This window comes from Massilicoli timonensis, from assembly GCF_900199515.1.
Lineage (GTDB): Bacteria > Bacillota_I > Bacilli_A > Erysipelotrichales > Erysipelotrichaceae > Massilicoli > Massilicoli timonensis.
This window is the reverse complement of the sequence record NZ_LT963434.1, coordinates 602,694-626,575: the sequence shown is the minus strand read 5'-3', so window position 1 is coordinate 626,575 and position 23,882 is coordinate 602,694. Positions and strand designations below refer to the sequence as shown.

Genomic DNA, 23,882 nt, shown 5'->3' with positions numbered 1-23,882 from the left:
AGCTATGATCTATGCGGTGCTGCTATTTGCGGTAATGGGCGGTATTTATGCGCTGCTTTATTATCTCAATCATAAGACCCCCGTACCGGAAGGCTGTGAGAATGCAAAGGCTGAATGTACGGGATGCCGAATTACATCTTGTGCAAATCATCCTTCACATGATTTGGAGGAGGAAAGGTAAAGACGATGGTAACAACAATTATTGTAATGATCATATTAGGTGCAGTGCTTGGTTTGGGACTTGGAGTTGCCGATAAGTTTTTGAAAGTGGAAGTCGATGAGCGTGTTGAAAAAGTAACGGCAATGCTTCCGAACTATAACTGCGGCGGATGCGGCTATGCGGGATGCTCGGGACTTGCGGAGGCTTTGGTAAATGGCGAAGTAGCAAGTGTTTCCCTGTGCAAGCCAAGCAAACCGGAAGTAAAAACGGCGATTGCCGAATATTTGAATACTACACCGGGGCCGGATGGCACCTGCTGTAAAGTAAAGCCTTAAGTTTATAAAAAAGCATCTTGTCAAGGGTTCATACCCAGTCAAGATGCTTTTTCTCTGTTAAGCAGGTGAATGAAGCAATCTTATGCTTCTTCTTTGTCGATCTGCTTGATGAATAAGAACTTGCGGATCAGAAACAGCACGGCAAGCGATAAGATCGCAATCAGCGTTTCCAGCGTGGAGAAGTGATTGATGATGACTTCACGGGTAACCGCGATGATCAATACTTCCACGACGCTGTCTAAAGAAGGCTTACATACGACATGGATCATTTCTACCGCAATCAGCATATTGATCGCATATTGCAGAAAGCCGATCAGTGATTCGGAGCTGAAATCCAATAAGGCATGCAGCTGATCCGGCAAAGCAAACAGCGTCATGATGATCGCAATAAAGATCGAAAAAACTAAAATATAGATCAAATAATCGCAAATGCGATAAATTAAATCTCGCAGCCATAATTGAAATTTGTCATAGTTGCGCATAACATCCCTCATCTCTTATCATCATTATAAGGGAAATGCCGGTCATCTGTAAATATCAAAGCGAAATTTGTCGCTTCTGAAGAGGAAAACAATCGCTTTGAAAGCCCTTGTCAGAGAAAAAGGCAAGTGCTATAATGAAAGCAATCAAAGGAGGTGCAGCGATGAACAGCAAATAATGATAAGAATTTCGGTTGAACAGTTCTCATGTTTCTATTTACCGGTTTTTGTCATGCCCTCTCCATTTGGAAAGAGAGGTGTTGCTGATGCTGCAAGTCCAAAAGCTTACCGTTACGAAAAGTGATGGAAAACAATTATTTCATGATCTATCTTTTTCTGTTTCCAACCATGATCGTTTGGCGATCATCGGAGAAGAAGGGAACGGAAAATCAACACTGCTGAAATTGATTTGTCAGGAAGATACAGATTACATTGATGTGCAGGGGCAGATCGCATGCGATGAAGCAATCGCGTATTTGCCGCAGCATTTCCCAGATGGCTGGGAAGGACAGGGCATACTGGATTATTTATTAAAAGAAACACCGGAAGCGGAAATCGAAATGCATCGCTATAACCAACTGCCGGAAGTAGAGCGGTTATGGATCAAGATGAATGGTAAGATTTCCTTTTTATATGAAGAAACAAGGCTGGAATCATTGAGCGGCGGAGAAAAGGTGAAACTGCAGCTGTTGAAGCTGATGATGACACACTGCACGCTGTTATGCTTAGATGAACCGAGCAATGACTTAGATCTCAATACGATCAAATGGCTGGAGAATTGGATCAGACAATTAGAAATTCCATGTATTTTTATTTCTCATGATGAATGGCTGCTGCGAAAATGTGCGAATCAGATCCTGCATTTAGAGCAGGTGAATCGCCAAAGCAAGTGCCGTCATACGTTATTTAAGGGCAGCTATGATGCCTATCGAAGTCAAAGACAAAGCGCTTATGCAAAAGAAGTACAGATTGCGCATAATGAAAAGCTGGCGTATCGAAAACAGATGACAAGGATGAATGACATCGCCAATGCCGTTCGATCGGCGCAGAATCAAATTTCCCGACAGCAGCCCTATCTTGCGGCGCGTTTGAAATCAAAGATGCACACGGTCAATGCGCAGATCAAGCGAATCGAAGAAAAAAGCTATCATCAGGCGGATACCCCACAGGAAGCGATTTGTTTGTTTTTTGATGAAAAGGAGCCGCTGCCAAAGGATAAATGTATCATATCTTATAGCGGAACGATCGCTTTGGCAGATCGGCCTTTGCTGGTGTTGGAACAGTTTGCGATCTATGCAAGAGAGCGCATCGTGATCGTCGGTGATAACGGGTGTGGCAAGACGACGCTGCTGCGGTTTCTGCATGAGTGCTTAAAGCAGCGCGATGATCTGAAAGTCGGATATATGCCGCAGCACTATTTGGAAGGCGTCGCTCCAAACGGCACTGTTTTAGACATGCTTTGTCATAAACAGGAAAAAGAAGTGATGCAGCGGGCACGTGATCTGCTGGGCAGCTTACAGTTTACCGCAGAGGAAATGGAACATGCAGTCGCTTCGCTCAGCGATGGACAAAAAGCGAAGCTGCATTTGGCATCACTGGTATTGGCAAACTGTGATGTGCTGCTGCTGGATGAGCCGACTCGTAATTTGTCGCCGCTCTCTCAGCCGATCATACATCGGCTGTTACAGGATTATCACGGCTGCATCATCTGCGTCAGCCATGACCGCTATTTGATCAAACAGGTATTTCAGGATGCTTATGTCGTCCATAAGCGAAGATTAGTAAAAACAACGGTAGCCAAACTGTTGGATGAGGAGGAAGGATCATGAAAAAGTGCGCAGTGTTAGTATATGATCTATGCAGTAATTATGAAATGAGCGTTGCTTTATCAGCGCTTTACCAATGTGGCAAAGAAATCGTCGTGTTCGCTAAAAAAGAAGTGGTGATCAGTGAGGAGGGACTGCATATCAAAGCAGATCAGCTGCTGGATGAATTGCGCATAGAAGAGTTTGATTCTTTATTGCTGCCGGGGTGTATGAATTTAACTGAGGTAATCGATGATGAAGCGATCCTTGCCTTTGTGAGGTCCTTTCGTTCGCTGCCGATCGGCGCAATTTCCTCATCGCCCTTGCTGCTGTTAAAAGCAGGGGTGCTGGGAACGCGCAAGGTGATCGCCGGTATTGATAAAACAGAGCTGACGGAAGCCGGGTATTTCCGAAAGGAGGAACTGGAGGCGATCATTGATGTGCATGATCTGGATCACACAAAGCAGCGTATTCGGGTTGAACCCAATCTGATCACGACCGTAGGCGGGTATTTTGTCGCCTTTGGATTATTGTTTGCACAAATGGTCGGCTGTACGCCGCATCCGGGCTGGTATGGGAAAGAAGAAACCTTGCAGCTGCGCAGTTATGAACAGGATGAACTGCGTAAGATGTGGCGCTGAGAAGGTGAAGCAGGTGATTAAGCAAAAAAATTATTTGTTAGATAGTTATCTAATAAATATATTGATAATTTTCTAAAAAAAACATTGACAATCATCAAACGATTATCTATACTGTATATAGATATCAATCTAATTATATAGTTGATGGACGTCTATGGAGGTGCAAAATGTATCGTTTATTATGGAAGAACCGAAATTATCGCAGCTTACTGTTGGCCAATGTGGTCAATCGCTTTGGTGACAGTATTGATGCCATCGCCTTTACTTGGCTGACTTATACATTTACCCAAAGCGCCGCTTTGTCGGCAATCGTGTTTGCGGCCAATATGCTGCCGACCGTGATCTTTCAGCCCTTGGCTGCGCCGATCGTCGATAAGCTGAAAAAGCGCAAGGTCATGATTTATGCTGATCTGGCAAGAGGAATCTGTCTGGCGTTTTTCATCGCCCTGCATCAACTGGATCTATTGGCGGCATGGATGTTTGTCGTATTTACCTTTGTCGTCAATTCCATCGAAGCGTTTCGGGTACCGGCAGGAGTCGCTTTTCTGCCGTCTGTATTGTCAAAAGAAGAACAGGATGCCGGTATCAACTTCAATCAGTTAAGTTCACAGGTCTGTACGCTGGCGGGGACGGCTGCCGGCGGTGCACTGGTAGCGGTTTCGCCGGTGCTTGCCATGATGATCGACTGTGCGACCTTCTTTTTATCAGCGCTATTCATCGCTTTGATCCGTTTGCAGGAAATCATCGATCAAACGACTGCGGCCAACAATTACTGGAAAAATCTCAAAGGCGGCTTCCTTTATTTGGGTAAAAATCATGCTTTTCTGATCTTTATTATCGGTGCGGTCTTGGTCAATTCACTCAACGCGGTATTCAGCTCGGTTGCCGCTGCCTTTATCAGTGGAACGCTTCACGCCTCTGCCAATTATATGTCGATCGCAAACATCATTCTTACGGTATGCAGCTTGGTAACGATGCTTTTTTATCCGAAGCTGTCAATGAAGCTCAAGCCGTCGTTTATGTTTATGTGGATCCCCTTCAGCGGATTGGCGATCTTCTATTTATCGCTCAGTTTTTTGTCTCATCTAAATGAGTGGGCGTTATTCGGTGCATGGATCATATTGTTTTTGATCGAAGGTCTCTGCAGCGGTATCATGGGCGCGTTTATCAATGTGATGTTTGTGAAAGTGGTGGAACCGGCTTATCTTTCTCGGGCTGCCGGGGTCTTTAATTCAGTGGGAACGGTCATCATGCCGGTATTGTCGTTTCTGATCGCCGGGGTGCTGCAATTGATTGAAATTCCGACAATTTTCTTTATTACTGGGATATTTGCTGTTATGATGATATTGATCTTTGCGATCAGCGGTGCCGGGAAGGTACTGGACGCATTTGATGAGAAAAGAGGGAAAGCATGAAAAAACTGAATCCGGATCTTTATGTAGAAGCCTTTGGCGTGGTATTTCGCAAGGTGGTAAAAGATGACTGCCGTAAAACATTGGCGTCGATCTTATCTAAGCAGCAGGAAAAAGAACTGATCGAAACGCTGTTTCAACCGGCGATCGAAATGATGGATGCCTGTGCAAAGATCACTTTGCATGAAGAGAATCCCTTTTATCTGCCTCTTGATGACGATGATGAAAAAGGCAATGAGTATTTGTTACATTCCTTGTTTTATGTGTATTATGATATTACCGGCAGCCGGGATTTATCCAGTATCTTGACCGGTTTTGAAAAAGATCGGGGCAAGGCGTTTTTGGAGGCGGTATTTTCTTTGAATGAGGAGATCCAAGATCCGATCCATTATGTCTTATATTGTGAATGCAGAAATGAATTGAAAGTTGCGCTGCTTACCATCTTGCAGGATCATGAACGCTGGATCAAGGATTTTCTTGCGACCATGGAAGAAGTAGCAGTGAAAATTGCGCCGATCATGGATGCGCATCGACATCTATACGCTTATTTAGATCAGTTTCTGCACACCAAGGAAGCATATGATCGCCTGTTAAAGCGCATTGGCTTTCCATTAGCGGAAGATATGCCGGTCATTGCCTCTTTATCGGCCTGCAATATGGCGAATGTGCAGGGGACCCAGCGCGGCGATCGCCTCGACATCGTATGTTATATCGGTATTTTGCTTTGCGCAGTCGATTTCTTCATTCCGAGTGATTTTGATGAAGAGCAGATGAGCGAGCATCTGAAGATGTTAGCGGATCCGACGAAGTTTGCGATCTTGATGATCTTAAAAGAAGGTCCCGCCTATCAAAGTGAATTGGCAAGACGACTATCGCTTACAACGGCGACGATTTCCCACCATTTAGGGCAGTTATATCAAAACGGCTTTGTGGGAAGCATGCTGCAGGGAAAGATGGTCTATTATGTGCTCCAGCAGGATATGATCGATCATACGATCGAGCAGTTAAAACGGTATTTTACAAAACAATAAAATACTATAATCAGAGTGGCGGGAATCTCTCCTGCCATTTTTTACATAAGATCATCGCTTTCTTTCAGGAATGGTGTCAAGCGAAAATGAAAATGTCCCAAAAAAAGTCAAACATTAGCACCGTTCATTCGGTGCTTTTGTTTTGCCACATAATTGAGATAAGAAGCATGTTTCCAAGGATGTGACATAGGCGGTATATAGTACTTTCTTTGTTTAGGTTTCTCATATTGTACATCAAAAGTTTTAGATAGTTCTTCATGTTCAGGAATTTCTACCATAACGAAAAGCTGATCAAGAATATTGACATATAAACTTCCTTCAAAGGATTCGATGACCATGGCTGTAGTACCTTTTTTCAAGTATGTCCTGATTCCATTTTTTGTAACAGGTATGTAATACTTGTTCTTATAGCGTATACAGTGACCGTTGTCTATTTTACGTGTACTCAATACAGCTAAGATTTGATTGATTTTTGTGTTCTCTGGTTGCTTTTCAAATACTGTTTTAGTATTATTTAAGGGTAGAGAGAACATGTCATTGAATTCTTTTATGTAGGAGTTTAAGAACTCGTTGGCTTCCTCTATGGTGGAAATACCTGCAAGTCTAAGCTCAATAGGCAAACGAGATTGCAGGGTTTGGTTCAAGCGTTCTACACGCCCTTTTGCTTGCGGAACGCTTGAACATTCTAATTCGATCCCTAATTGATGACAGGCATAAGAGAACTGTGTAAACGTGTCTTCTTCATCAGAAGATGCGTTTTTTCTTTTGTATTCAAAAACAGTACGACGGTCTGTGAAGAACTTAGCAGGGATGCCATAAGCAGTGAGTATCTGGTAGGTAATTTGATAATAAGCATTTAATGTTTCCTGACGATCAAAATAAGCACCCACGATCATACCGGTGGCATCATCGATCGCTAAATGAAGATGAGAGATGGTATCACCAAACCAAAGGTGAGGAGAGGCATCCATCTGAATCAATTCACCAAAGTAAGCACAACGAGGACGGCGAGGATGAGCATCAGATCTATCTAAGCGTTCAAGTTTTTCCTCGATCTTAACCAGTTCTTTTTTAGAATTTGATCGTTTCTTATGTTCGCTCAAGATAGATTTCATTTTTTTGATCGTTTTCTTTCTTGCTTTAGGAGAAAGGATCCCTTCATCAAATAACCATTTCTTAATAGTAGAATCACTAACAGAAATATTCTCATTCTTCAAAAGGAGTTCAGAAAAATGAGTAAAATTGGCATCGTGATATTTAGTACGATACAGATCGATCACTTTACGTCTTGTATCTTCAGGAATAGTAGTAGAAGGTTTCCTGTTTCTATTCTTATGGATAAAACCTTCTTTTCCTTCATTCTGATATAACAGAATCAAACGATTCACGGTACGGATCGTGCAATGCAATTTCAAAGCAGCGTTTTTCTTGTTTCCGTTGGTATCAACTAATTTTTTAATAATTTCATATTTATATTGTTCTTTCATTCTTAATACAACCTCTCTCATATTAACCTCTCTTTCACGAAAGGTTTATCATATATCACTTTTGGGACAAATTCAATTCCGTTTCATTAAGACATTATCATTTTCGATTCATATAAGATCATCGCTTTCTTTCAGGAATGGTTTGGGTTCCTTGCGATTTATGCTATAATAAAAAAAGATTGGATGTGATGAGATGAAAAAAGTTACCAATACGCAGACGTGGAAAGACTTGCGTTTGTGGATCATCCTGATTACTTATGCAGTGCTGCTGACGGTGTTTTTATTTCGCTTTTCGTTTATCATGGCGGCGTTCTTATCATTTTTGGCACTTTTTCGCTCCTTGTTTTATGCGATCGGTATCGCCTTTGTCTTGAATATACCGATGCGCAAACTGGAACGATTGATGAAAAAACGCTTTGCGAAAAACGGCTTTCTCTATAAGCGCGTACGCGGCATCGCGATCTTTTTTACACTGATCTTGGCGCTGGTCGTTTTGATCGTTGTCGGTTCTTTGATCATTCCAAGTCTGGTGGATTCTTTGATCCAGCTGTTTCAAAATTTGCCGGCTTTATTTAACGGCGTCGTCCGTTCGCTGGATGAGGTGCTTGCTTATCTGCACATTGATTTTCAAGTGCAGGATATCGCCAGCGTTGAGAAATTTCTGGATATGTCATGGAGCAGTGTGATCTCCAATGCCGTGGCGTTTTTATCAAACAGCTTCAGCGGGATCATGGACAATGCTATGGCGTTCAGTTCGACTTTCTTTACTTGGTTTACGGCTTTTATGTTTTCTCTGTATCTGCTTTCCGGCAAAGAGAAGTTTATTCGTCAGGGGAAGAAACTGATCGTCGTCTTATTGCCGCGGCAGCAGGCTGAATTTGTACTGGCGTGCGGCACCAAGGCAAACCGCATTTTTACGAGCTTTGTGAGCGGCCAGCTGATGGAGGCATGTATTTTGGGTGTCTTATACTATACGACGATGCGCTTGTTTCACTTCCCTTATGCGGAACTGATCGCTACGATGATCGCGGTCATGTCGATCGTACCGGTACTGGGACCGATGCTGGCAATGGCGATCGGGGCGGTGATGATCTTATCACAGGATGCATTGCAGGCGCTGGAGTTTATCGTTTATTACCAGATTCTTTCACAGATCGAAGATAATTATATTTATCCGAAGGTCGTGGGCAATTCCGTGGGACTGCCGGGACTTTGGGTGCTGCTTTCGATCTTTGTATTCGGCGATCTGTTTGGCTTTATCGGCATGATCACGGCGGTGCCGACAGCGGCTTTTCTCTATGTGCTTTTCGCGGAATTGGTAAATCAACGCCTTGCCAAAGAACGGATCTTGGTCGATCATGACAAAGTGATCTTTCCAAAGGAAGAAGCGGAAAAAGCGCCTTTTGATTATGAGGAAGAGGAAGAGTTGCCTTTTGATCCGCTTGCCTTTAGTGAAGAACAAGAACAGTAAGAAGGTGTTTCATCGTTATGGTGAAACCTTTTTTATGACTTGACATAGTCAGGATCTATGGTAGAATAAATAGCGTGCTATCTATTAAAGGAGGGAGCGCCATGCGCCGACACATCGGCTTTTTGTTGAAACAAGCGAATTTGCTTCATCAGATGCAGTTAAATCAGATCTTCAAGGAATTCGATCTGACAGCCAGCCAGACTTTTTCTTTGATTTATCTGTTTGAGGCAAAGCGCGCGCAAAAGGAAGTCAATCAAAAAGATATTGAGCGGGAGATGGATGTGTCGAATCCGACTGTTACCGGGATTCTCAACCGTTTGGAGCATAAAGGCTTGATCGAGCGGGTGGAGTGTCCAAGCGATGCGCGGGTGCGCAATATCGTGGTAACGGAAAAAGCGCTGGAAATCGACAAGCAGTTACAGATTAAGTTTCGTGAAGCGGAGGAGGAGCTGATCGCTTCGCTCAGCGAAAAAGAAGCAGATGAACTGCAACGGTTATTGAAAAAGATCTTGCATCAGCACAGTTGATTTTTTCATCGCTTAAAAGATAGCGTGCTATTAAATTTGGGAAGGAGTGTTTAGATGATCAAAAGAATTTTGAAAGAAGTAAAAGAATATAAACTCGCTTCTTTTCTTGCGCCTTTGTTTATGGTCGGCGAAGTATTGCTGGAAATCGCTTTGCCGTTTTTGATGTCGTTCATCATTGACAAAGGAGTTGCGAAAGGGGATATGAAGCAAGTGCTTTTTTATGGCGGGATCATGGTGATCGCGGCATTTGGTTCTTTGTTTTGCGGTGCGATGTCAGGGAAATATGCGGCTTATGCTTCTGCGGGATTCGCTAAGAATCTGCGTAAAGCGCTGTTTCATCACATTCAGGAGTTTTCTTTTCACAACATTGATAAATATTCGACGGCAGGCTTGGTTACGCGTATGACGACTGATGTGACCAATGTGCAGAATGCCTATCAGATGGTGCTCAGAATGTGTGTCAGAGCGCCGCTTTCGTTGATCTGTGCCATGACGATGACTTTTGTGATCAATCATGAACTTTCGATGACCTTTTTGTATGCGATCCTTTTTCTGGGGGTCGTCCTCATCGTGATCATGCGTTTCGCACATCCGATCTTTCTGTATGTGTTTGACAAATACGATGATCTCAATGCCAGCGTACAGGAAAATATTACGAATATGCGGGTCGTGAAAGCCTATGTGAAGGAAGAACATGAAATCGAGAAATTCAAAAGTGCTTCTTACCATATTTATCGCTTATTTAAGAAAGCGGAAAATATTTTGATCTTCAATACGCCGGCCATGCAGTTGAGCATGTATGCAAGCATCATTTTTATTTCCTGGATGGGTGCGAAGATGATCGTGGGCGGTACGCTTACGACCGGTGAGCTGATGAGCATGATCACTTATACGACGACGATCTTGATGTCGCTCATGATGCTTTCGATGATCTTTGTCATGCTTTCGATGTCGTTAGCTTCTGTACGAAGAATCGATGAAGTGCTGGATGAAACCAGCGATATCGTATCGCCGCCGCATGCGGTCAAAGAAGTGAAAAACGGCGAAATCGTGTTTGATCATGTGGATTTCGCTTATAACAACGACCAGGCAGAACCGAATTTACAGGATATTCACTTTACGATCAAAAGCGGGGAAACGATCGGTATTTTGGGCGGTACGGGCAGTGGAAAGTCGTCCTTTGTCAATCTGATTCCAAGACTTTATGATGTAAGTGCAGGTACGTTGTCGGTAGGCGGTGTGAATGTGAAAGATTATGATCTTGACGCCCTGCGCGATCAGGTAGCGGTCGTTTTACAAAATAACGTCTTATTTTCCGGTACGATCAAAGAAAATCTGCGCTGGGGCGATCCCGATGCCAGTGATGAAGAACTGATCAAAGCCTGTGAACTCGCGCAGGCAGATGAGTTTATCAAGCGTTTTCCAAAAGGCTATGATACGTATATCGAACAGGGCGGAAGCAATGTGTCGGGCGGTCAGAAACAGCGTTTGTGCATTGCCAGAGCGCTGTTGAAGAAACCGAAGATCTTGATCTTAGATGATTCGACCAGTGCGGTCGATACTAAGACCGATGCGCTGATCCGCAAAGCGTTCAAAGAGGATATTCCGGATACGACCAAGCTGATCATATCCCAGCGTATTTCTTCTTTGCAGGATGCGGATCGCATCTTGGTGATGGATGATGGGAAGATCGTGGATGCGGGCAAGCATGAAGAACTGTTATCCCGCTGCAAGATCTATCGGGAAGTGTATGAAACACAGGTGAAAGGGGGCGAGGAAGCATGAGAAAGATCAGAGCCGATAAAGCGAGCATGAAAGTGCTGGGACGCTTAGTCGTTTATGTGCTCAAGCATTATAAAGCTGCCTGTCTGTTTACGATGTTCTTTATCGTAATCAGCTCCTTAGCCTCTGTCGCAAGCTCACTGTTTTTGAAAACCTTGATCGACGATTATATTACGCCGATGTTGGCAAGCAGCGGACGGGCAGACTTCGCTCCGTTATTAGAAGCATTAACGATGATGGGAGCGATCTATGGATGCGGTGTGCTTTCCACTTATCTGTATAGCAGGATCTTGATCAATGTGGCGCAGGGAACGATGAAAAATATTCGCGACGATCTGTTTTCGCATATGGAAAAACTGCCGATCCGCTACTTTGATACACGCAATCACGGCGATATCATGTCGGTTTACACCAATGATGCGGATACGCTGCGGCAGGCGATCTCACAAAGTATTCCACAGCTGTTTTCTTCACTGATCACAGTGATCAGCGTATTTATTTCCATGGTCATGCGCAGTCCTTATCTGACACTGATCGTCATCGTGATGACGGCGGTCATGTTTCAGGTCATGGGGAAGATCGCCGCAAAATCTTCGCTTTATTTCAATGCGCAGCAGAAGCATCTCGGTGAGGTAAACGGCTATATCGAAGAAATGATGGCAGGACAGAAGGTCATCAAAGTGTTTACCCATGAAGAGGCGACCAAGGAAGGCTTTGACGAGGTCAACGAACGCTTATGCGACAGTGCTTATCATGCCAATCAGTATGCCAATATCTTAATGCCGATCCTTGGCAATCTGGGGAATATCTCCTATGTGCTGACCGCGCTGATCGGCGGTTTATTGGCAATCAACGGCATCGGGGCGCTGACACTTGGCGGTCTGGCAAGCTTTTTACAGTTGAATCGCTCCTTTACGATGCCGATTACCCAGATTTCCCAGCAGTTGAACTTCGTGATCATGGCATCAGCCGGGGCGAAGCGAATCTTCGCTTTGATGGATGAAGCGGCGGAAAGCGATCAGGGCATCGTTACCCTTGTCAATGTCAAGGAAGAAAACGGCGTGCTGATCCCTTGTGAAAAGCAGACTGGGAAATGGGCATGGTGCCATCCGCGTCCAAATGGGAAAGTGGAATATGTGCCGCTAAAAGGCGATGTGATCTTTGATGCGGTGGATTTCGGTTATAACGCGGATAAACAGATCTTACATGATATTTCGCTTTATGCGAAACGCGGACAGAAGGTTGCCTTTGTCGGTGCGACGGGAGCAGGCAAGACGACGATCACCAATCTCATCAACCGCTTCTATGATATTCAAAGCGGATCGATCACGTATGACGGCATCGACATCAAGCTGATCAAAAAAGATGATCTGCGCCGTTCTTTAGGGATCGTCTTGCAGGATACGCATTTATTTACCGGAACGATCCGCGATAATATCCGTTATGGAAAAAGTGACGCAAGTGATGAAGAAGTGATCGCGGCGGCGAAATTAGCCAATGCGGATACGTTCATTCATTATTTGGAAAATGGCTATGATACGGTCATTACCGGTGATGGTGCGGCTTTATCACAGGGACAGCGGCAGTTATTGGCGATCGCCAGAGCGGCTTTGGCTAATTCACCGGTCTTGATCTTAGATGAAGCGACTTCTTCGATCGATTCCCGTACCGAAAAGATCGTACAGGACGGTATGGATAAACTGATGGAAGGCAGAACGGTCTTTGTCATTGCCCATCGTTTATCGACGATTCGCAACTCTGATGTCATTATGGTGATGGATCAAGGGCGGATCATTGAACGCGGCAATCATGAAAAACTGATGCAGGAAAAGGGTACTTACTATCAGTTATATACCGGAGGGTTAGAATTGGATTAACAAAAAAAACAGCGGTTTACTGCTTTTGGGCAGCAATCGCTGTTTTCTTATAGGAGAGGAGGATCAACGGTTGGCAACGGCTTTTTCCTTTAAGCAGATTGCATGCTCGCCCAGTGCTTCCTCAATGCGCAGCAGCTGATTGTATTTCGCCACGCGTTCACTGCGGCTTGGCGCGCCGGTCTTGATCTGAGAAGTATTGAGTGCGACTGCCAGATCGGCGATCGTGGTATCTTCGCTTTCACCGGAGCGATGGGAAATGATCGCACGGTAGCCTGCTTCCTGTGCCATCTTCACCGCTTCCATCGTCTCTGACAAAGAACCGATCTGATTCAGCTTGATCAAGATCGCATTGGCACAGTGCTGCTTGATGCCTTTGCTTAATCGCTTGGTATTGGTGACGAACAGATCATCGCCTACCAGCTGGATCTGCTTGCCTAAGCGTTTCGTTAATTCTTGCCAGCCTTCCCAGTCTTCTTCATCTAACCCGTCCTCGATCGAAATGATCGGATAAGACTGTACCAGCTGTTCCCAGCGTTCGATCAGCTGTTCGCTGGTATAGCGTATTTTTGATTTCGGCAGAAAATAAGCATCGTCGTCTTTGCTTTTCCATTCACTGGCGGCCGCATCTAATGCCAAGGCAAAATCACTGCCCGCCCGATAACCGGCTGCTTCGATCGCTTTTAAGATGTATTCGATCGCTTCTTCATCGTTCTTTAAGTTTGGGGCAAAGCCGCCTTCATCACCGACAGCGGTAATGTGTCCGTCTTTTTTCAAGATCGCTTTCAGAGTTTGAAAGACTTCCGCACACCAGCGCAGTCCTTCCTGAAAATCTGATGCGCCGATCGGCATGATCATAAACTCCTGAATATCGACAGTATTGGCGGCATGGGCCCCGCCGTTTAAGATATTCATCATCGGCAGCGGCATGCGGTTGGCATTGATCCCGCCGATGAAGCGATAAAGCGGGAGATGATAAGCTTTCGCAGCGGTCTTGGCACAGGCCAAAGAAACAGCCAGAATGGCATTTGCGCCTAAATGGATCTTGTCTTCACTGCCATCCAAGGCAAGCATCGCCGCGTCAATCGCATAAATGTCTGAAACATCCATGCCTTTGATCGCTTCTTTGATCTCATGGTTGATGTGGTGTACGGCCTTCATAACGCCTTTTCCCAAATAGCGTCCTGCATCTTGATCACGTAGCTCCAGCGCCTCAAATTCACCGGTGGAAGCGCCGCTTGGCACGCTGGCTCTTGCGGTGGTGCCGTCTTGCAGCACGATCTGTGCTTCAACAGTCGGGATTCCGCGAGAATCTAGGATCTCACGCCCGATGACGTTTTCGATCATATAAGGTTTCATAGTAGTCCTTCCTTTCTTTTTTTGTTAGTTTTAACTAACTAATATTTATCCTATCATGTTCCAATGACTTTTTCCACTCATATACAGTATGTCCTTAAGAACAGGTATTTATCCCATAAACAGGAAAGGGTTTCGATAAGCAGATTTGTTTCTTCGCGTATTCAATGTTATAATACAAAAAAAGATGAGGTGCATAAGATGAAATACGCATGGATCAACGGAATCATATTAGATGGAACAAAGGACATGGAGCCGGTGCGCGGCAAGATCGTTTTAACGGAAGGCAGCTGGATCAAGGACATCATAGCAGATGAACAGGTACCGCAGGGCTATGAGATCATTGATCTGAAGGGGCAGTATCTGATGCCGGGACTGATCAATTTGCATGTGCATTTGCCGGCGGGCGGAAAGCCTAAGAAAAAAGAAAGCGATCCAATCAAACTGGTCAAATGGGTAAGCAGCAACGCATTGTTTCGCTATGCGGCGAAACGCTTATGTGCGGCGAACGCACGGAAACAGCTGATGAGCGGTGTTACGACGATCCGTACGATGGGCGGCATTCTCGACTTTGACAGCGCGGTGAGAGAGATGAGCGAGCATGGCAAAGAGCTGCCGCGGATCTTAGCTTCTAATATGGCAGTATCGGTGCCGGGCGGACATATGGCCGGTTCTTTGGCATACGAGGCGAAAAGTGTGGAAGAAGTGATAGCGGATGTGCGTGCGATCATAAAAACCCATCCCAATGTCGTGAAGCTGATGATCACCGGCGGCGTGCTGGATGCAAAGGAAAAGGGAGAACCGGGCGCTTTGAAGATGCCGGGTGAATTTGTGAAGGCGGCGTGTGAAGAAGCGCATCGCCATGGTCTGCCGGTAGCGGCGCATGTGGAAAGCCCGCAAGGGGTGAAAGCGGCGCTGGAAAACGGTGTGGATACGATCGAACACGGTGCGGAAATCGATGAAGCGTGCATCGAGCTGTTTTTGTCAAATAAAGCGGCGCATGTGGCTACATTGTCGCCGGCGCTGCCGTTTGCTTTGTTTGATCGTTCAATCAGTCATGTTTCACAAACAGCGCAATATAACGGCAAGATCGTATTTGAAGGCATCATTGCCTGTGCGAAGGCATGCTTAAAGGCGGGCATACCGGTAGGACTGGGGACAGATACCGGCTGTCCTTATGTCACGCACTATGATATGTGGCGAGAACTTCACTATTTCCATAAATACTGTGATGTGTCCAATCGCTTTGCTTTGCACAGCGCAACGCAGGTCAATGCCCGCATTGCCGGTATCGGTGATCTGACCGGGGTCATCATGGCGGGGAAAGCAGCGGATCTCATCGTAACCAAGGAAAACCCGTTAGAAGATCTCAGCGCCTTGCGCAGCATCAGCATGGTCTGTACGCGGGGAAAGCTCATCAAAGCGCCGAAAGTAAAAAAGATCAAGCAGGTAGAGGAACAGTTGGACCGCTATTTATAATGCCTGATGAAAAAAACAGCTTCCTGATTGACAAAGCCGGATGTTTGGTGTATAAAGAAGGCAAGACGTTGAAAAGGATATGGGCAGCATGATTTGATGCAGAGAGAAGGGCGGCTGGTGAAAGTCCTTTGAAAAATGTGTTCGCTTACTCCCTTGGAGTCGTACCTGAAAAGGATTACCGTAGGTTCTGCGTTAAAGACAAGAGGGCATGACAAGTTTCATGAACAAAGGTGGTACCGCGATTTTTCGTCCTTTGACGAGAGATCGCGTTTTTATTTTATGACACAGTGATAAGGAGGATGTATATGATCGATATTAAGCAAGATGAAAAACTGAGCGTAATCAATCATTCCTGCGCGCACATGATGGCACAGGCAGTGAAAAGGCTGTATCCACAGACGAAATTTTGGGTAGGACCGGTCGTATCGGAAGGCTTTTACTATGATATGGATCTGGGAGATGCGGTCATTCGTGATGAGGATCTGGAAAAGATCGAAAAAGAAATGAAAAAGATCGCCAAAGACGGCAAACGGATCGTTAGGGAAGAATTAAGCAAAGCGGATGCGCTGGCGCTGTTCCATGATGATCCTTACAAGCTGGATCTGATCGAGGGCTTGGAAGATGGTGAGATCACCGTATATCGTCAAGGTGAATTTGTGGATCTCTGTCGTGGTCCGCATGTGGAAAGCGTCAAGCAGTTAAAGCATTTCAAACTGTTAAAGCATTCCGGTGCCTATTGGAAGGGTGATGCGAACAATCGGGTATTGCAGCGTGTATATGGAATCTGCTTTGAGAGCAAGGAAGCGCTGGAAGAACACCTGTATGCGTTAGAAGAAGCGAAAAAGCGCGATCATAAAAAGCTGGGCAAAGAGATGGAATTGTTCATGATGAGCGAATATGCGCCGGGCATGCCGTTTCTTTTACCGAACGGTATGATCATTCGCAATATCTTAGAGCAGTTTTGGTATGAAGAACATACCAAAGAACACTATCAGTTCATCAAAACACCGATCATGATGAGCCGTGAGCTTTGGGAAGTGAGCGGACATTGGGATAATTATAAAGAAAATATGTATACTTCCGAAGTAGATGATCGAGAGTTTGCGATCAAGCCGATGAATTGTCCCGGCAGCATGCTCGTTTATAAAAACGGTCTGCATTCTTATAAAGATCTGCCGATCCGTATGGGCGAACTTGGACAAGTGCATCGTCATGAGGCCAGCGGCGCATTGAACGGCTTGTTTCGCGTGCGTACGTTCACCCAAGATGATGCGCATATCTTCATGCGTCCTGATCAGATCGAAAGTGAAGTGGTCGGTGTCATCCGTTTGATCGATCGGATCTATTCGATATTCGGTTTACAGTATGACATCGAGCTGAGCACCCGTCCGAAAGAAAAATACATCGGCAGCATAGAAATCTGGGATCGCAGTGAAAAAGCGCTGGCAGACGCTTGTAAGGCGGCAGGCAAGGATTATAAGATCAATGAGGGCGACGGCGCTTTCTATGGACCGAAGCTGGATATCCATATCAAGGATTCTTTGGGACGCGTATGGCAGTGCGGTACGATCCAGCTGGATATGAATTTGCCGGAACGCTTTGATCTCACTTATGTGGATCATGACGGCAAGAAGGTAAGACCGGTCATGCTGCATCGGGTCGTATTCGGTTCGGTGGAACGCTTTATCGGCATCTTGATTGAGCATTATGCGGGCAAATTCCCGCTTTGGCTGGCGCCGCAGCAGGTAGCGGTGGTACCGGTGCATTGGGAAAAGCATATCGACTATGCGAATGAAGTGCAGAATTTATTGAGCGCGGCAGGTTTTAGAAGCAAATTAGATGCGCGCAATGAAAAATTAGGTTATCGTATCCGTGAAGCACAGATCCGTAAAGTGCCGTTACAGGTCGTTGTAGGAGATGGCGAATGTGAAAACCGCAGCGTTACCCTACGCCGGCTTGGCTCAAAGGATTCGCTCAATATGCCTTTGGATGAATTTATGGAGCTGCTGCAACGGGAAGTAGAGGAAAAACGATAAAATGAAATGGATGAAAGGCTTGCTTTTAACACTTTTACTGTTAGCGGGATGCGCGAATAGAGGTTCAAATGAAACCGTGCAGAAAGATCAAGAACCGCTCATGATCTTAGCGCCGAGCGGTGCACCGGCATTGGCGCTGTTGCCGCTTTATGGGAATTATGATATCGAGACCGTACAGGGAAGCGATGTGATCACAGCGGAATTAGCCAGAACGGACAGTATGTATGATGTCATCGTCGCCCCGATCAATACCGGGACAAAGCTGCTTGCGGAAGGAAAGAGCAGCTATGCTTTGAACGCAGTGCTTACCTGGGGCAATTTATATCTGGTAGGAACAAATCCGGATGCCTTGCAGGAAAGCGGCGTACTGGCGGCATTTGGCGAAGCGGCGGTACCGGGCATGATCTTGAAAAATACGATCGATCCGGATACGCTGCCTTTGCAGGTTACTTATTACAATGCGGTCAATGAAGTACAGGCTGCTTTGCTTGCCCAAAAAGCAAATGTCGGTTTAATGGCGGAACCGGCGGCGAGCGCAACGATTGCCAAAGGAAAAGAAAACGGGATCGACTTGCAGATCATCGCCGATTTACAGACCATGTATTTAGAAACGCATGAGATGACCAATCCATACGGTTATCCACAGGCAGCGCTGTTCATAAAAGAAGGCAGGGAGGAAGCCTGCAAGGAGCTGATCGAGCAGTTGGATACCTTCAGCAATCAAAGTGCAAAGGATCGCCAAACGCTGAAAAAAATGCTGGAAGAAGCAGACATGGAAATGATCGGTATGCCAAACGCTTCGATCGCGCTGGCAACATGGGAGCGGCAGAACATTCATTATGTGCCGGCAAAAGATCTGAAAGAGGATCTGAGCAGCTTTTTAGCACTGTTTCAGGTTACTTACAGTGAAGATATGTTGAGCAGGCAATAAGTGAATACGCTTTGTCAAGCATGTTCGACCAATGAAAAAGGACACCTCATGTCCTTTTTTTTCATAATAGCAGTGTTTGATTCGCTGTGGGAAGCAGCTGAAGCATTTTGAAACTACAAAGGAGCTTGTTCACAAAGCTGCTTTAGTTCTGCCAAAAACAGCTGTGCGCTTTTTGAAAGGATCTGGTTCTTTTTCCAGACGAGGTGCATCGTGGAAGTGATCGGCGGATCAAAGGGGCGAAAACAGAGGATGCTGTCAGTGCCGGTATGGATCAGATGATCGAAGCTGAGCGCATAGCCGATGCCCTCCTTTACCAGAATGGCGGCATTGTAGATCAGATCATAGGTAGCGACAATGTTCAACTGATCTTGTTTTTGTTTGAGCCATGACGGGATTTCATTGGCGATGCCTTGCCGTGAGACAATTAACGGCAAATCGGTCAGATCATCTAAGGTAAGCGTCTGTTTTGCGACAAGCAAAGCGTCCTTGCGCATGATGAGCCCCCAAGTATCACGAAAAGGGATCATCAGGCTTTCATACTTGGCCGTTTCAAGCGGCTGTACGATGAAGTTGAAATCCAGCAGTCCTTGATCAAGGCGTTCATTTACGCTTTGGGCATTGCCGCTGTATAAATGAAAACGGATGTTGTGATAGCGGCTGCGCAGCTGCTTGATCGTTTTGGCAAGATAGGCGATGCCTTCTGATTCAGCACAGCTGATATAGATGTCCCCGCCTTGAAAGCTCTGCATCGAAGCAAATTCTTCACTGGTCTTATCTGCGATCTGTAAAATATCTTCGGCACGTTTTAATAACAGTTTTCCTTCTTCGGTCAAATTGATATGATAATTGCTGCGCACAAACAGCTTTTGTCCCAGTTCCTCCTCCAGCGCTTTTAACTGGCGCGATAAGGTCGGCTGCGTTACATGCAGATTTGCGGCTGCCTTGGTCATGCTTTTTTCATGTGCGGTTTCCACAAAATACTTTAATACACGAAGTTCCATAGCGTTTTTCCCAAATGTAAAGGACTCATGTGTTCGATTCCTGATAAGGGCTCCTTTCTTTTTTATCATAGCAGAAAACAGTTATTTGTTTCAAGCATAATTAGATATGTGTAATAGGCAATAGACATAATTAAACGAGAAGTTATAATGAAAAGTAAAGGAGGTGTGCGACATGCAGAAAAAGGTATTGATTCTTTCTAGTAGTCCGCGTATCGGCAGCAATTCTGAATTATTGGCCGATCGTTTTGCGCAGGGAGCAAGCGAAAGCGGTCATCTCGTTGAAAAAATCACTTTGCGTGATCAGCAGATCTATTTTTGTAAGGGCTGTTTGGCCTGCGTGAAAAACAACCGGTGTGTCATAGAGGACGATATGGCTTGGATCCTTGGCAAGATGAAGCAAGCAGATGTATTGGTGTTTGCGACACCGGTCTATTATTATGAGATGTGTGGGCAGATGAAGACGCTCTTAGATCGTTCTAATCCGCTTTATACCGATACTTATGCGTTTTCTGATATTTATTTGATCATGACGGCGGCGGAGGACGGCAATCATGTGTGGAAACGCGTGGTAAACGGCTTAGAAGGATGGATCGAATGCTATGAAAAAGCCCATTTATCCGGTGTTGTTTTCGGCGGCGGTGTGAATGGACCAAAAGAGATCATTTCCCATTCAGCCATGCAGAAGGCTTATGAGATGGGAAAAGCAGTGTAAGAAGGAGGAAACAGATATGGAAAAACAGACAGCAGGCAGAGATGCTTTGGGAACATTTGCCCCAAAGTTTGCGCAGTTAAACGACGATGTTTTATTCGGTGAAGTATGGAGCAGAGAAGATCGGCTTTCTTTGCGGGATCGTTCCTTGGTAACGATCTGCGTATTTATGGGAAAAGGCATGGTTGATGATTCTTTGCGTTATCATATCATGAACGCCAAGCGCAACGGCATTACCAAGAGCGAAATGGCGGAAATCATTACTCATGCCGCTTTTTACGCCGGTTGGCCGAATGCGTGGGCAGTATTCCATATGGCAAAGGAAATCTATGCGGATGAAGAAGACGAGGAACATGGCGGCTTGTTTGGTTTGGGCGAACCGAATGATGCTTATGCGCAGTATTTTATCGGCAATTCTTATTTGAAACCGCTGACCGATCCGCAAAACACCTCCCTGTTTCTGGCAAATGTTACTTTTGAGCCGGGTGCGCGCAACAACTGGCATCGCCATTTGGCGAAAAAAGGCGGCGGACAGATCTTGGTCTGCGTAGATGGACAGGGCTGGTATCAAGAAGAAGGGAAAGCAGCGATTAGTCTGGAACCCGGCATGGTAATTACGATCCCCGCAAATGTCAAGCACTGGCATGGGGCAAAAAAAGATGCATGGTTCAGCCATATTGCGATAGAAGTACCAGGTGAGGAAACAAGCAATGAATGGTGTGAACCGGTAAGCGATGAAGCATACGATCAGCTGTAAAACAGGCATGCGCATCGTTTGAGCAGACGATAGAGACAAGAAGCACGGAAACGATCGATCCTTCTGTGCTTTTTTATTTTCTTGCGGCATTGTCTGAAAAAGTGATGGCGTTATGAGGTGAAAATGGTACAACCGGCTAAATCATGGTATAATACAAAAAATAAAGAGAGGTGAAGGAAATGCGGAAAAGCGATTATCGAAAACTAGGCGGCATCGTTATTTTGCTTGTTTTATGGTGGCTGCTTGCCTATGCGCTGAATCGACATTTTTTGTTTCCTTCCCCTTTTGCCGTAGGTAAGGTCATGCTTTGTCAGCTGCAAAACGCCGCCTTTTATCAGGCGATCATAATGACCTTGTCGCGCTGTGTGATCGGCTTTGTGATCTCTTATGGCACTGCGCTTGTCTTGGCGCTTGTTACCGGTCATATGAAATGGCTGCGGGATTATCTTGCGCCGCTCATCACATTGTTGAAAAGCGTGCCCAATATCTCGTTTATCTTGTTGATCTTGATCTGGTTCAACCGAGAAATCAGTGTGATGATCATCGTGTTTTTTGTTTTATTCCCTTCTTTTTACAGCAGCTTTACAAATGGGCTTGACGCAATCGATCAAAGCCTGCGGGAAGTGATGATCCTGTATCCGCAATCACTATGGCGTCAGATCGTAAAGGTAGAACTGCCGCTGTTAAAGCCTTATTTAGCAGCGAGCTATGAAAGCGGCATCGGCTTGGCCTTTAAGGTAGGGGTCATGGCGGAAATCTTAGGACAAGTGCCGGATGGGATCGGTAAAAAACTGCAATGGAGCTATCTGAACATTGAAATGGCGGAAGTATTTGCATGGACGATCTGGCTCATTATTTTATTGGTGCTGTTGGAGCATGGACTGCGCTTGCTTTGGAAAAAGCGAAAGGAGTAAGGCATGGAAAAACTGTTTTGTCGCAGCACATATCGCTATGTATGTGTGGTTTTATATATGATACAAACCTTAAATCTTGCTTTTTTAGGACTGCCGCAGCATCCGGCTTATTATGTCTTGATTCCTTATGGGGTGCTGCTGCTTGGATACGAGTGGTATCACCGCAAACTGGATGGCAGAAATTACAGTGTGACATGGCTGCTGCTGTTTTTACTGTGCGCGGCGTTTTCCACTTTTACAAGCACTTACAGTGAAACACGTTCCTTTCTGTTATTGCTTTTGCAGGGCTTGATCTTTCTGCTGGCATTCGCACAGGAGAAAGGGCGGCGGATCTATGAAATGCGTCAAGAGATGATCCGGATCTTGAAGTTGGTTTGTGTGCTGAGCTTTCTCGCTTCTTTTTTGTCACTATTGACGTTTTTGTTCAATATCTCATGGACGCGCAATGGTGCGGTGTTTGGGCTTGTAGGGAATCGGCTGTTCGGTGTTTATTTTAACTGCAATCCGGCGGCGTTTTTAGCTTGCATGAGCATTTGCGGCAGCCTGCTGCTGCTTTATTTGAAAAGCCGTTTTCCCTATTTTCATCTGGCGAATCTCATTGTACAGGGCACCTATGTGCTGTTGAGCAACTGCCGCAGCGCCTTTTTGATCCTGCTTTGTCTGTTGATGGTGGTGGTTTACTATATTTTGTTCAAACGCCGGGATTATCGGCGCATAAGCAATGTGCTGATCGCATTTTGTGTCGGCTTTTTGGCGATGTTTGGCGGGCAGGCCGTCAAAGCGGGCTTGTTTGTGATTCCTCAGTTACAGGGAGCGGTGTTCAAGGAAGAAAGCCGTTTTGCCTTTGATGATGTCGTGGAGCTGGTTTATATGATCAAAGAGGATCCGATCGGCAATGCGAAAGCGATCTACCATCTGGCAAATGATCTTTCTTCACGCCGCGTGGAACTGTATTATGATGCTTACCGTCTTTATCGTGCGCATCCGATCACCGGCATCGGTCTTAATAATTTTCAGCGCATGGGACAGGAGATGTTTTACGCAGACGGTCTTTTTGCGGGCAGTACGATCGTCCATGCGCACAATCTGTTTTTAGAAGTGCTGGTCGTATCGGGTACATTGGGTTTTCTGTGTTTTATGATCTTTTTGGGACAGGCGCTGGTACGCATGCTTGAGAATTTGCGCCGTTATGCCTTTACGCCCGGTTATTTCATCGTTTTGTTGATGAGCGCAATGGTATCGGTGGAATTTGCCGGCAGCATGCTGGACTATGGGGTCTTATATGATTATTCTTTGTCAGCACTGTTGTTTTGGATCATGCTGGGGTATCTTTTCTGTATCAATCAAAATCGCAAGGCCAGATTACAGCGTTCCAGCTATGCGTTTGAACTGTTGTCTTATCGCCTTTTGCACATTCATTATGAAACGTCTGTATCGGATGAAGCGGTGTGCGCACAGGTGCTGCGGCGGGAATGTGACGATGCTTATACGCTGTGCATCAAGTTTACCGCAGGTGTCGCTTTCTCACTGATCTATGAAGCAAGCTATGCCCTGCATGTAGAAAAAGAAGAAGCGCGTGCTTATGAACAAAAGATGGCGGAAGAGCTGTATGCGATTGCCGAAGCGGAGATCGGCGAGATGATCGGTGCGCACTTGCCGATTATGAGCATTTCGCTCAGCGATTGACAATTTTGA

Annotated in this window: 21 protein-coding genes; 17 read left to right on the top strand and 4 right to left on the bottom strand. The window is 45.5% G+C overall.

Translation table 11 applies throughout. From position 1 onward, the window contains the following. Positions 1–4: 4 nt before the first annotated feature. Together C1712_RS12645 and C1712_RS05105 are read left to right on the top strand one after the other, a co-directional pair. Positions 5–181 (top strand): hypothetical protein, encoded by a 177-nt coding sequence (locus tag C1712_RS12645; RefSeq protein ID WP_178200143.1) that lies wholly within the window; start codon positions 5–7, stop codon positions 179–181. Positions 182–186: 5 nt separating this feature from the next. After that, positions 187–495 carry an RnfABCDGE type electron transport complex subunit B gene (locus C1712_RS05105; RefSeq protein ID WP_102267406.1) on the top strand — a complete coding sequence of 103 codons (309 nt, stop codon included), beginning with the start codon at positions 187–189 and terminating at the stop codon, positions 493–495. A gap of 80 nt (positions 496–575) precedes the next feature. Here the strand turns inward: C1712_RS05105 and C1712_RS05100 are convergent, their stop codons facing one another. Continuing rightward, a complete protein-coding gene (locus C1712_RS05100) occupies positions 576–977 on the bottom strand; it encodes a hypothetical protein (protein WP_102267404.1) in 402 nt (133 codons plus the stop codon). A gap of 263 nt (positions 978–1,240) precedes the next feature. On the opposite strand from C1712_RS05100, the gene C1712_RS05095 reads away from it, so the two are divergent. From C1712_RS05095 to C1712_RS05080, 4 genes are all read left to right on the top strand, one after another. Then, complete coding sequence (locus C1712_RS05095; RefSeq protein ID WP_102267402.1) at positions 1,241–2,803, top strand: ATP-binding cassette domain-containing protein; 1,563 nt, start codon at positions 1,241–1,243, stop codon at positions 2,801–2,803. Beyond that, positions 2,800–3,420, top strand: a complete 621-nt coding sequence (locus C1712_RS05090; protein WP_102267400.1) for a DJ-1/PfpI family protein — start codon at positions 2,800–2,802, stop codon at positions 3,418–3,420. The genes C1712_RS05095 and C1712_RS05090 overlap by 4 nt, the downstream gene beginning before the upstream one ends. A 167-nt stretch (positions 3,421–3,587) precedes the next feature. After that, complete coding sequence (locus C1712_RS05085; RefSeq protein WP_102267398.1) at positions 3,588–4,835, top strand: MFS transporter; 1,248 nt, start codon at positions 3,588–3,590, stop codon at positions 4,833–4,835. Then, positions 4,832–5,863, top strand: a complete 1,032-nt coding sequence (locus C1712_RS05080; protein WP_102267396.1) for an ArsR/SmtB family transcription factor — start codon at positions 4,832–4,834, stop codon at positions 5,861–5,863. Before C1712_RS05085 ends, C1712_RS05080 begins: the two co-directional genes overlap by 4 nt. Before the next feature lie 107 nt (positions 5,864–5,970). Here C1712_RS05080 and C1712_RS05075 read toward each other — a convergent pair whose 3' ends face one another. Then, positions 5,971–7,350 (bottom strand): ISNCY family transposase, encoded by a 1,380-nt coding sequence (locus C1712_RS05075; RefSeq protein ID WP_102269713.1) that lies wholly within the window; start codon positions 7,348–7,350, stop codon positions 5,971–5,973. Positions 7,351–7,543: 193 nt separating this feature from the next. Between C1712_RS05075 and C1712_RS05070 the strand changes: the two genes are divergently transcribed. The 4 genes from C1712_RS05070 to C1712_RS05055 all read left to right on the top strand — a co-directional run bounded on the left by C1712_RS05070 (position 7,544) and on the right by C1712_RS05055 (position 13,007). Continuing rightward, positions 7,544–8,821: an AI-2E family transporter gene (locus C1712_RS05070; protein WP_102267394.1), complete on the top strand. Its 1,278-nt coding sequence runs from the start codon at positions 7,544–7,546 to the stop codon at positions 8,819–8,821. 101 nt (positions 8,822–8,922) lie between these two features. Next, the gene (locus C1712_RS05065; protein WP_102267392.1) at positions 8,923–9,348 is read left to right on the top strand and encodes a MarR family winged helix-turn-helix transcriptional regulator; all 426 of its coding nucleotides are present in this window, start codon (positions 8,923–8,925) and stop codon (positions 9,346–9,348) included. Between the two features lie 54 nt (positions 9,349–9,402). After that, positions 9,403–11,133, top strand: coding sequence for an ABC transporter ATP-binding protein (locus C1712_RS05060; RefSeq protein ID WP_102267390.1), 1,731 nt, complete (start codon positions 9,403–9,405; stop codon positions 11,131–11,133). Next, the gene (locus C1712_RS05055) at positions 11,130–13,007 is read left to right on the top strand and encodes an ABC transporter ATP-binding protein (protein ID WP_102267388.1); all 1,878 of its coding nucleotides are present in this window, start codon (positions 11,130–11,132) and stop codon (positions 13,005–13,007) included. The genes C1712_RS05060 and C1712_RS05055 overlap by 4 nt, the downstream gene beginning before the upstream one ends. A 63-nt stretch (positions 13,008–13,070) precedes the next feature. Here C1712_RS05055 and eno read toward each other — a convergent pair whose 3' ends face one another. Next, positions 13,071–14,363 (bottom strand): phosphopyruvate hydratase, encoded by a 1,293-nt coding sequence (gene eno, locus C1712_RS05050; RefSeq protein ID WP_102267386.1) that lies wholly within the window; start codon positions 14,361–14,363, stop codon positions 13,071–13,073. A gap of 198 nt (positions 14,364–14,561) precedes the next feature. On the opposite strand from eno, the gene C1712_RS05045 reads away from it, so the two are divergent. The 3 genes from C1712_RS05045 (at position 14,562) to C1712_RS05035 (ending at position 18,806) form a co-directional block, all read left to right on the top strand. Then, a complete protein-coding gene (locus C1712_RS05045; RefSeq protein ID WP_102267384.1) occupies positions 14,562–15,839 on the top strand; it encodes a metal-dependent hydrolase family protein in 1,278 nt (425 codons plus the stop codon). A 305-nt stretch (positions 15,840–16,144) separates the two neighbouring features. Continuing rightward, the gene (thrS, locus tag C1712_RS05040; RefSeq protein ID WP_102267383.1) at positions 16,145–17,875 is read left to right on the top strand and encodes a threonine--tRNA ligase; all 1,731 of its coding nucleotides are present in this window, start codon (positions 16,145–16,147) and stop codon (positions 17,873–17,875) included. A 1-nt stretch (position 17,876) separates the two neighbouring features. Next, positions 17,877–18,806 carry a hypothetical protein gene (locus C1712_RS05035; protein WP_102267381.1) on the top strand — a complete coding sequence of 310 codons (930 nt, stop codon included), beginning with the start codon at positions 17,877–17,879 and terminating at the stop codon, positions 18,804–18,806. 113 nt (positions 18,807–18,919) lie between these two features. Here the strand turns inward: C1712_RS05035 and C1712_RS05030 are convergent, their stop codons facing one another. Next, positions 18,920–19,807: a LysR family transcriptional regulator gene (locus tag C1712_RS05030; RefSeq protein WP_102267379.1), complete on the bottom strand. Its 888-nt coding sequence runs from the start codon at positions 19,805–19,807 to the stop codon at positions 18,920–18,922. A 172-nt stretch (positions 19,808–19,979) separates the two neighbouring features. Between C1712_RS05030 and C1712_RS05025 the strand changes: the two genes are divergently transcribed. From C1712_RS05025 to C1712_RS05010, 4 genes are all read left to right on the top strand, one after another. After that, positions 19,980–20,519 (top strand): flavodoxin family protein, encoded by a 540-nt coding sequence (locus C1712_RS05025; RefSeq protein WP_102267377.1) that lies wholly within the window; start codon positions 19,980–19,982, stop codon positions 20,517–20,519. 16 nt (positions 20,520–20,535) lie between these two features. Then, on the top strand, positions 20,536–21,273 hold the full coding sequence (locus tag C1712_RS05020; protein ID WP_102267375.1) for a carboxymuconolactone decarboxylase family protein: 738 nt from the start codon (positions 20,536–20,538) through the stop codon (positions 21,271–21,273). 179 nt (positions 21,274–21,452) lie between these two features. After that, entirely contained in the window at positions 21,453–22,187 is a 735-nt protein-coding gene (locus C1712_RS05015) for an ABC transporter permease (RefSeq protein WP_102267373.1), read from the top strand. 3 nt (positions 22,188–22,190) lie between these two features. After that, a complete protein-coding gene (locus C1712_RS05010) occupies positions 22,191–23,873 on the top strand; it encodes an O-antigen ligase family protein (RefSeq protein ID WP_102267371.1) in 1,683 nt (560 codons plus the stop codon). The last annotated feature ends 9 nt before the right edge of the window (positions 23,874–23,882 follow it).

Coding starts and splice junctions, on each gene's coding strand:
- C1712_RS12645 (WP_178200143.1), top strand. CDS start 5: ATGATCTATGCGGTGCTGCTATTTGCGGTAATGGGCGGTATTTATGCG.
- C1712_RS05100 (WP_102267404.1), bottom strand. CDS start 977: ATGCGCAACTATGACAAATTTCAATTATGGCTGCGAGATTTAATTTAT.
- C1712_RS05105 (WP_102267406.1), top strand. CDS start 187: ATGGTAACAACAATTATTGTAATGATCATATTAGGTGCAGTGCTTGGT.
- C1712_RS05070 (WP_102267394.1), top strand. CDS start 7,544: ATGAAAAAAGTTACCAATACGCAGACGTGGAAAGACTTGCGTTTGTGG.
- C1712_RS05080 (WP_102267396.1), top strand. CDS start 4,832: ATGAAAAAACTGAATCCGGATCTTTATGTAGAAGCCTTTGGCGTGGTA.
- C1712_RS05035 (WP_102267381.1), top strand. CDS start 17,877: ATGAAATGGATGAAAGGCTTGCTTTTAACACTTTTACTGTTAGCGGGA.
- C1712_RS05030 (WP_102267379.1), bottom strand. CDS start 19,807: ATGGAACTTCGTGTATTAAAGTATTTTGTGGAAACCGCACATGAAAAA.
- C1712_RS05090 (WP_102267400.1), top strand. CDS start 2,800: ATGAAAAAGTGCGCAGTGTTAGTATATGATCTATGCAGTAATTATGAA.
- C1712_RS05095 (WP_102267402.1), top strand. CDS start 1,241: ATGCTGCAAGTCCAAAAGCTTACCGTTACGAAAAGTGATGGAAAACAA.
- C1712_RS05075 (WP_102269713.1), bottom strand. CDS start 7,350: ATGAAAGAACAATATAAATATGAAATTATTAAAAAATTAGTTGATACC.
- C1712_RS05065 (WP_102267392.1), top strand. CDS start 8,923: ATGCGCCGACACATCGGCTTTTTGTTGAAACAAGCGAATTTGCTTCAT.
- C1712_RS05045 (WP_102267384.1), top strand. CDS start 14,562: ATGAAATACGCATGGATCAACGGAATCATATTAGATGGAACAAAGGAC.
- C1712_RS05085 (WP_102267398.1), top strand. CDS start 3,588: ATGTATCGTTTATTATGGAAGAACCGAAATTATCGCAGCTTACTGTTG.
- C1712_RS05010 (WP_102267371.1), top strand. CDS start 22,191: ATGGAAAAACTGTTTTGTCGCAGCACATATCGCTATGTATGTGTGGTT.
- C1712_RS05020 (WP_102267375.1), top strand. CDS start 20,536: ATGGAAAAACAGACAGCAGGCAGAGATGCTTTGGGAACATTTGCCCCA.
- eno (WP_102267386.1), bottom strand. CDS start 14,363: ATGAAACCTTATATGATCGAAAACGTCATCGGGCGTGAGATCCTAGAT.
- C1712_RS05025 (WP_102267377.1), top strand. CDS start 19,980: ATGCAGAAAAAGGTATTGATTCTTTCTAGTAGTCCGCGTATCGGCAGC.
- C1712_RS05055 (WP_102267388.1), top strand. CDS start 11,130: ATGAGAAAGATCAGAGCCGATAAAGCGAGCATGAAAGTGCTGGGACGC.
- C1712_RS05015 (WP_102267373.1), top strand. CDS start 21,453: ATGCGGAAAAGCGATTATCGAAAACTAGGCGGCATCGTTATTTTGCTT.
- C1712_RS05060 (WP_102267390.1), top strand. CDS start 9,403: ATGATCAAAAGAATTTTGAAAGAAGTAAAAGAATATAAACTCGCTTCT.
- thrS (WP_102267383.1), top strand. CDS start 16,145: ATGATCGATATTAAGCAAGATGAAAAACTGAGCGTAATCAATCATTCC.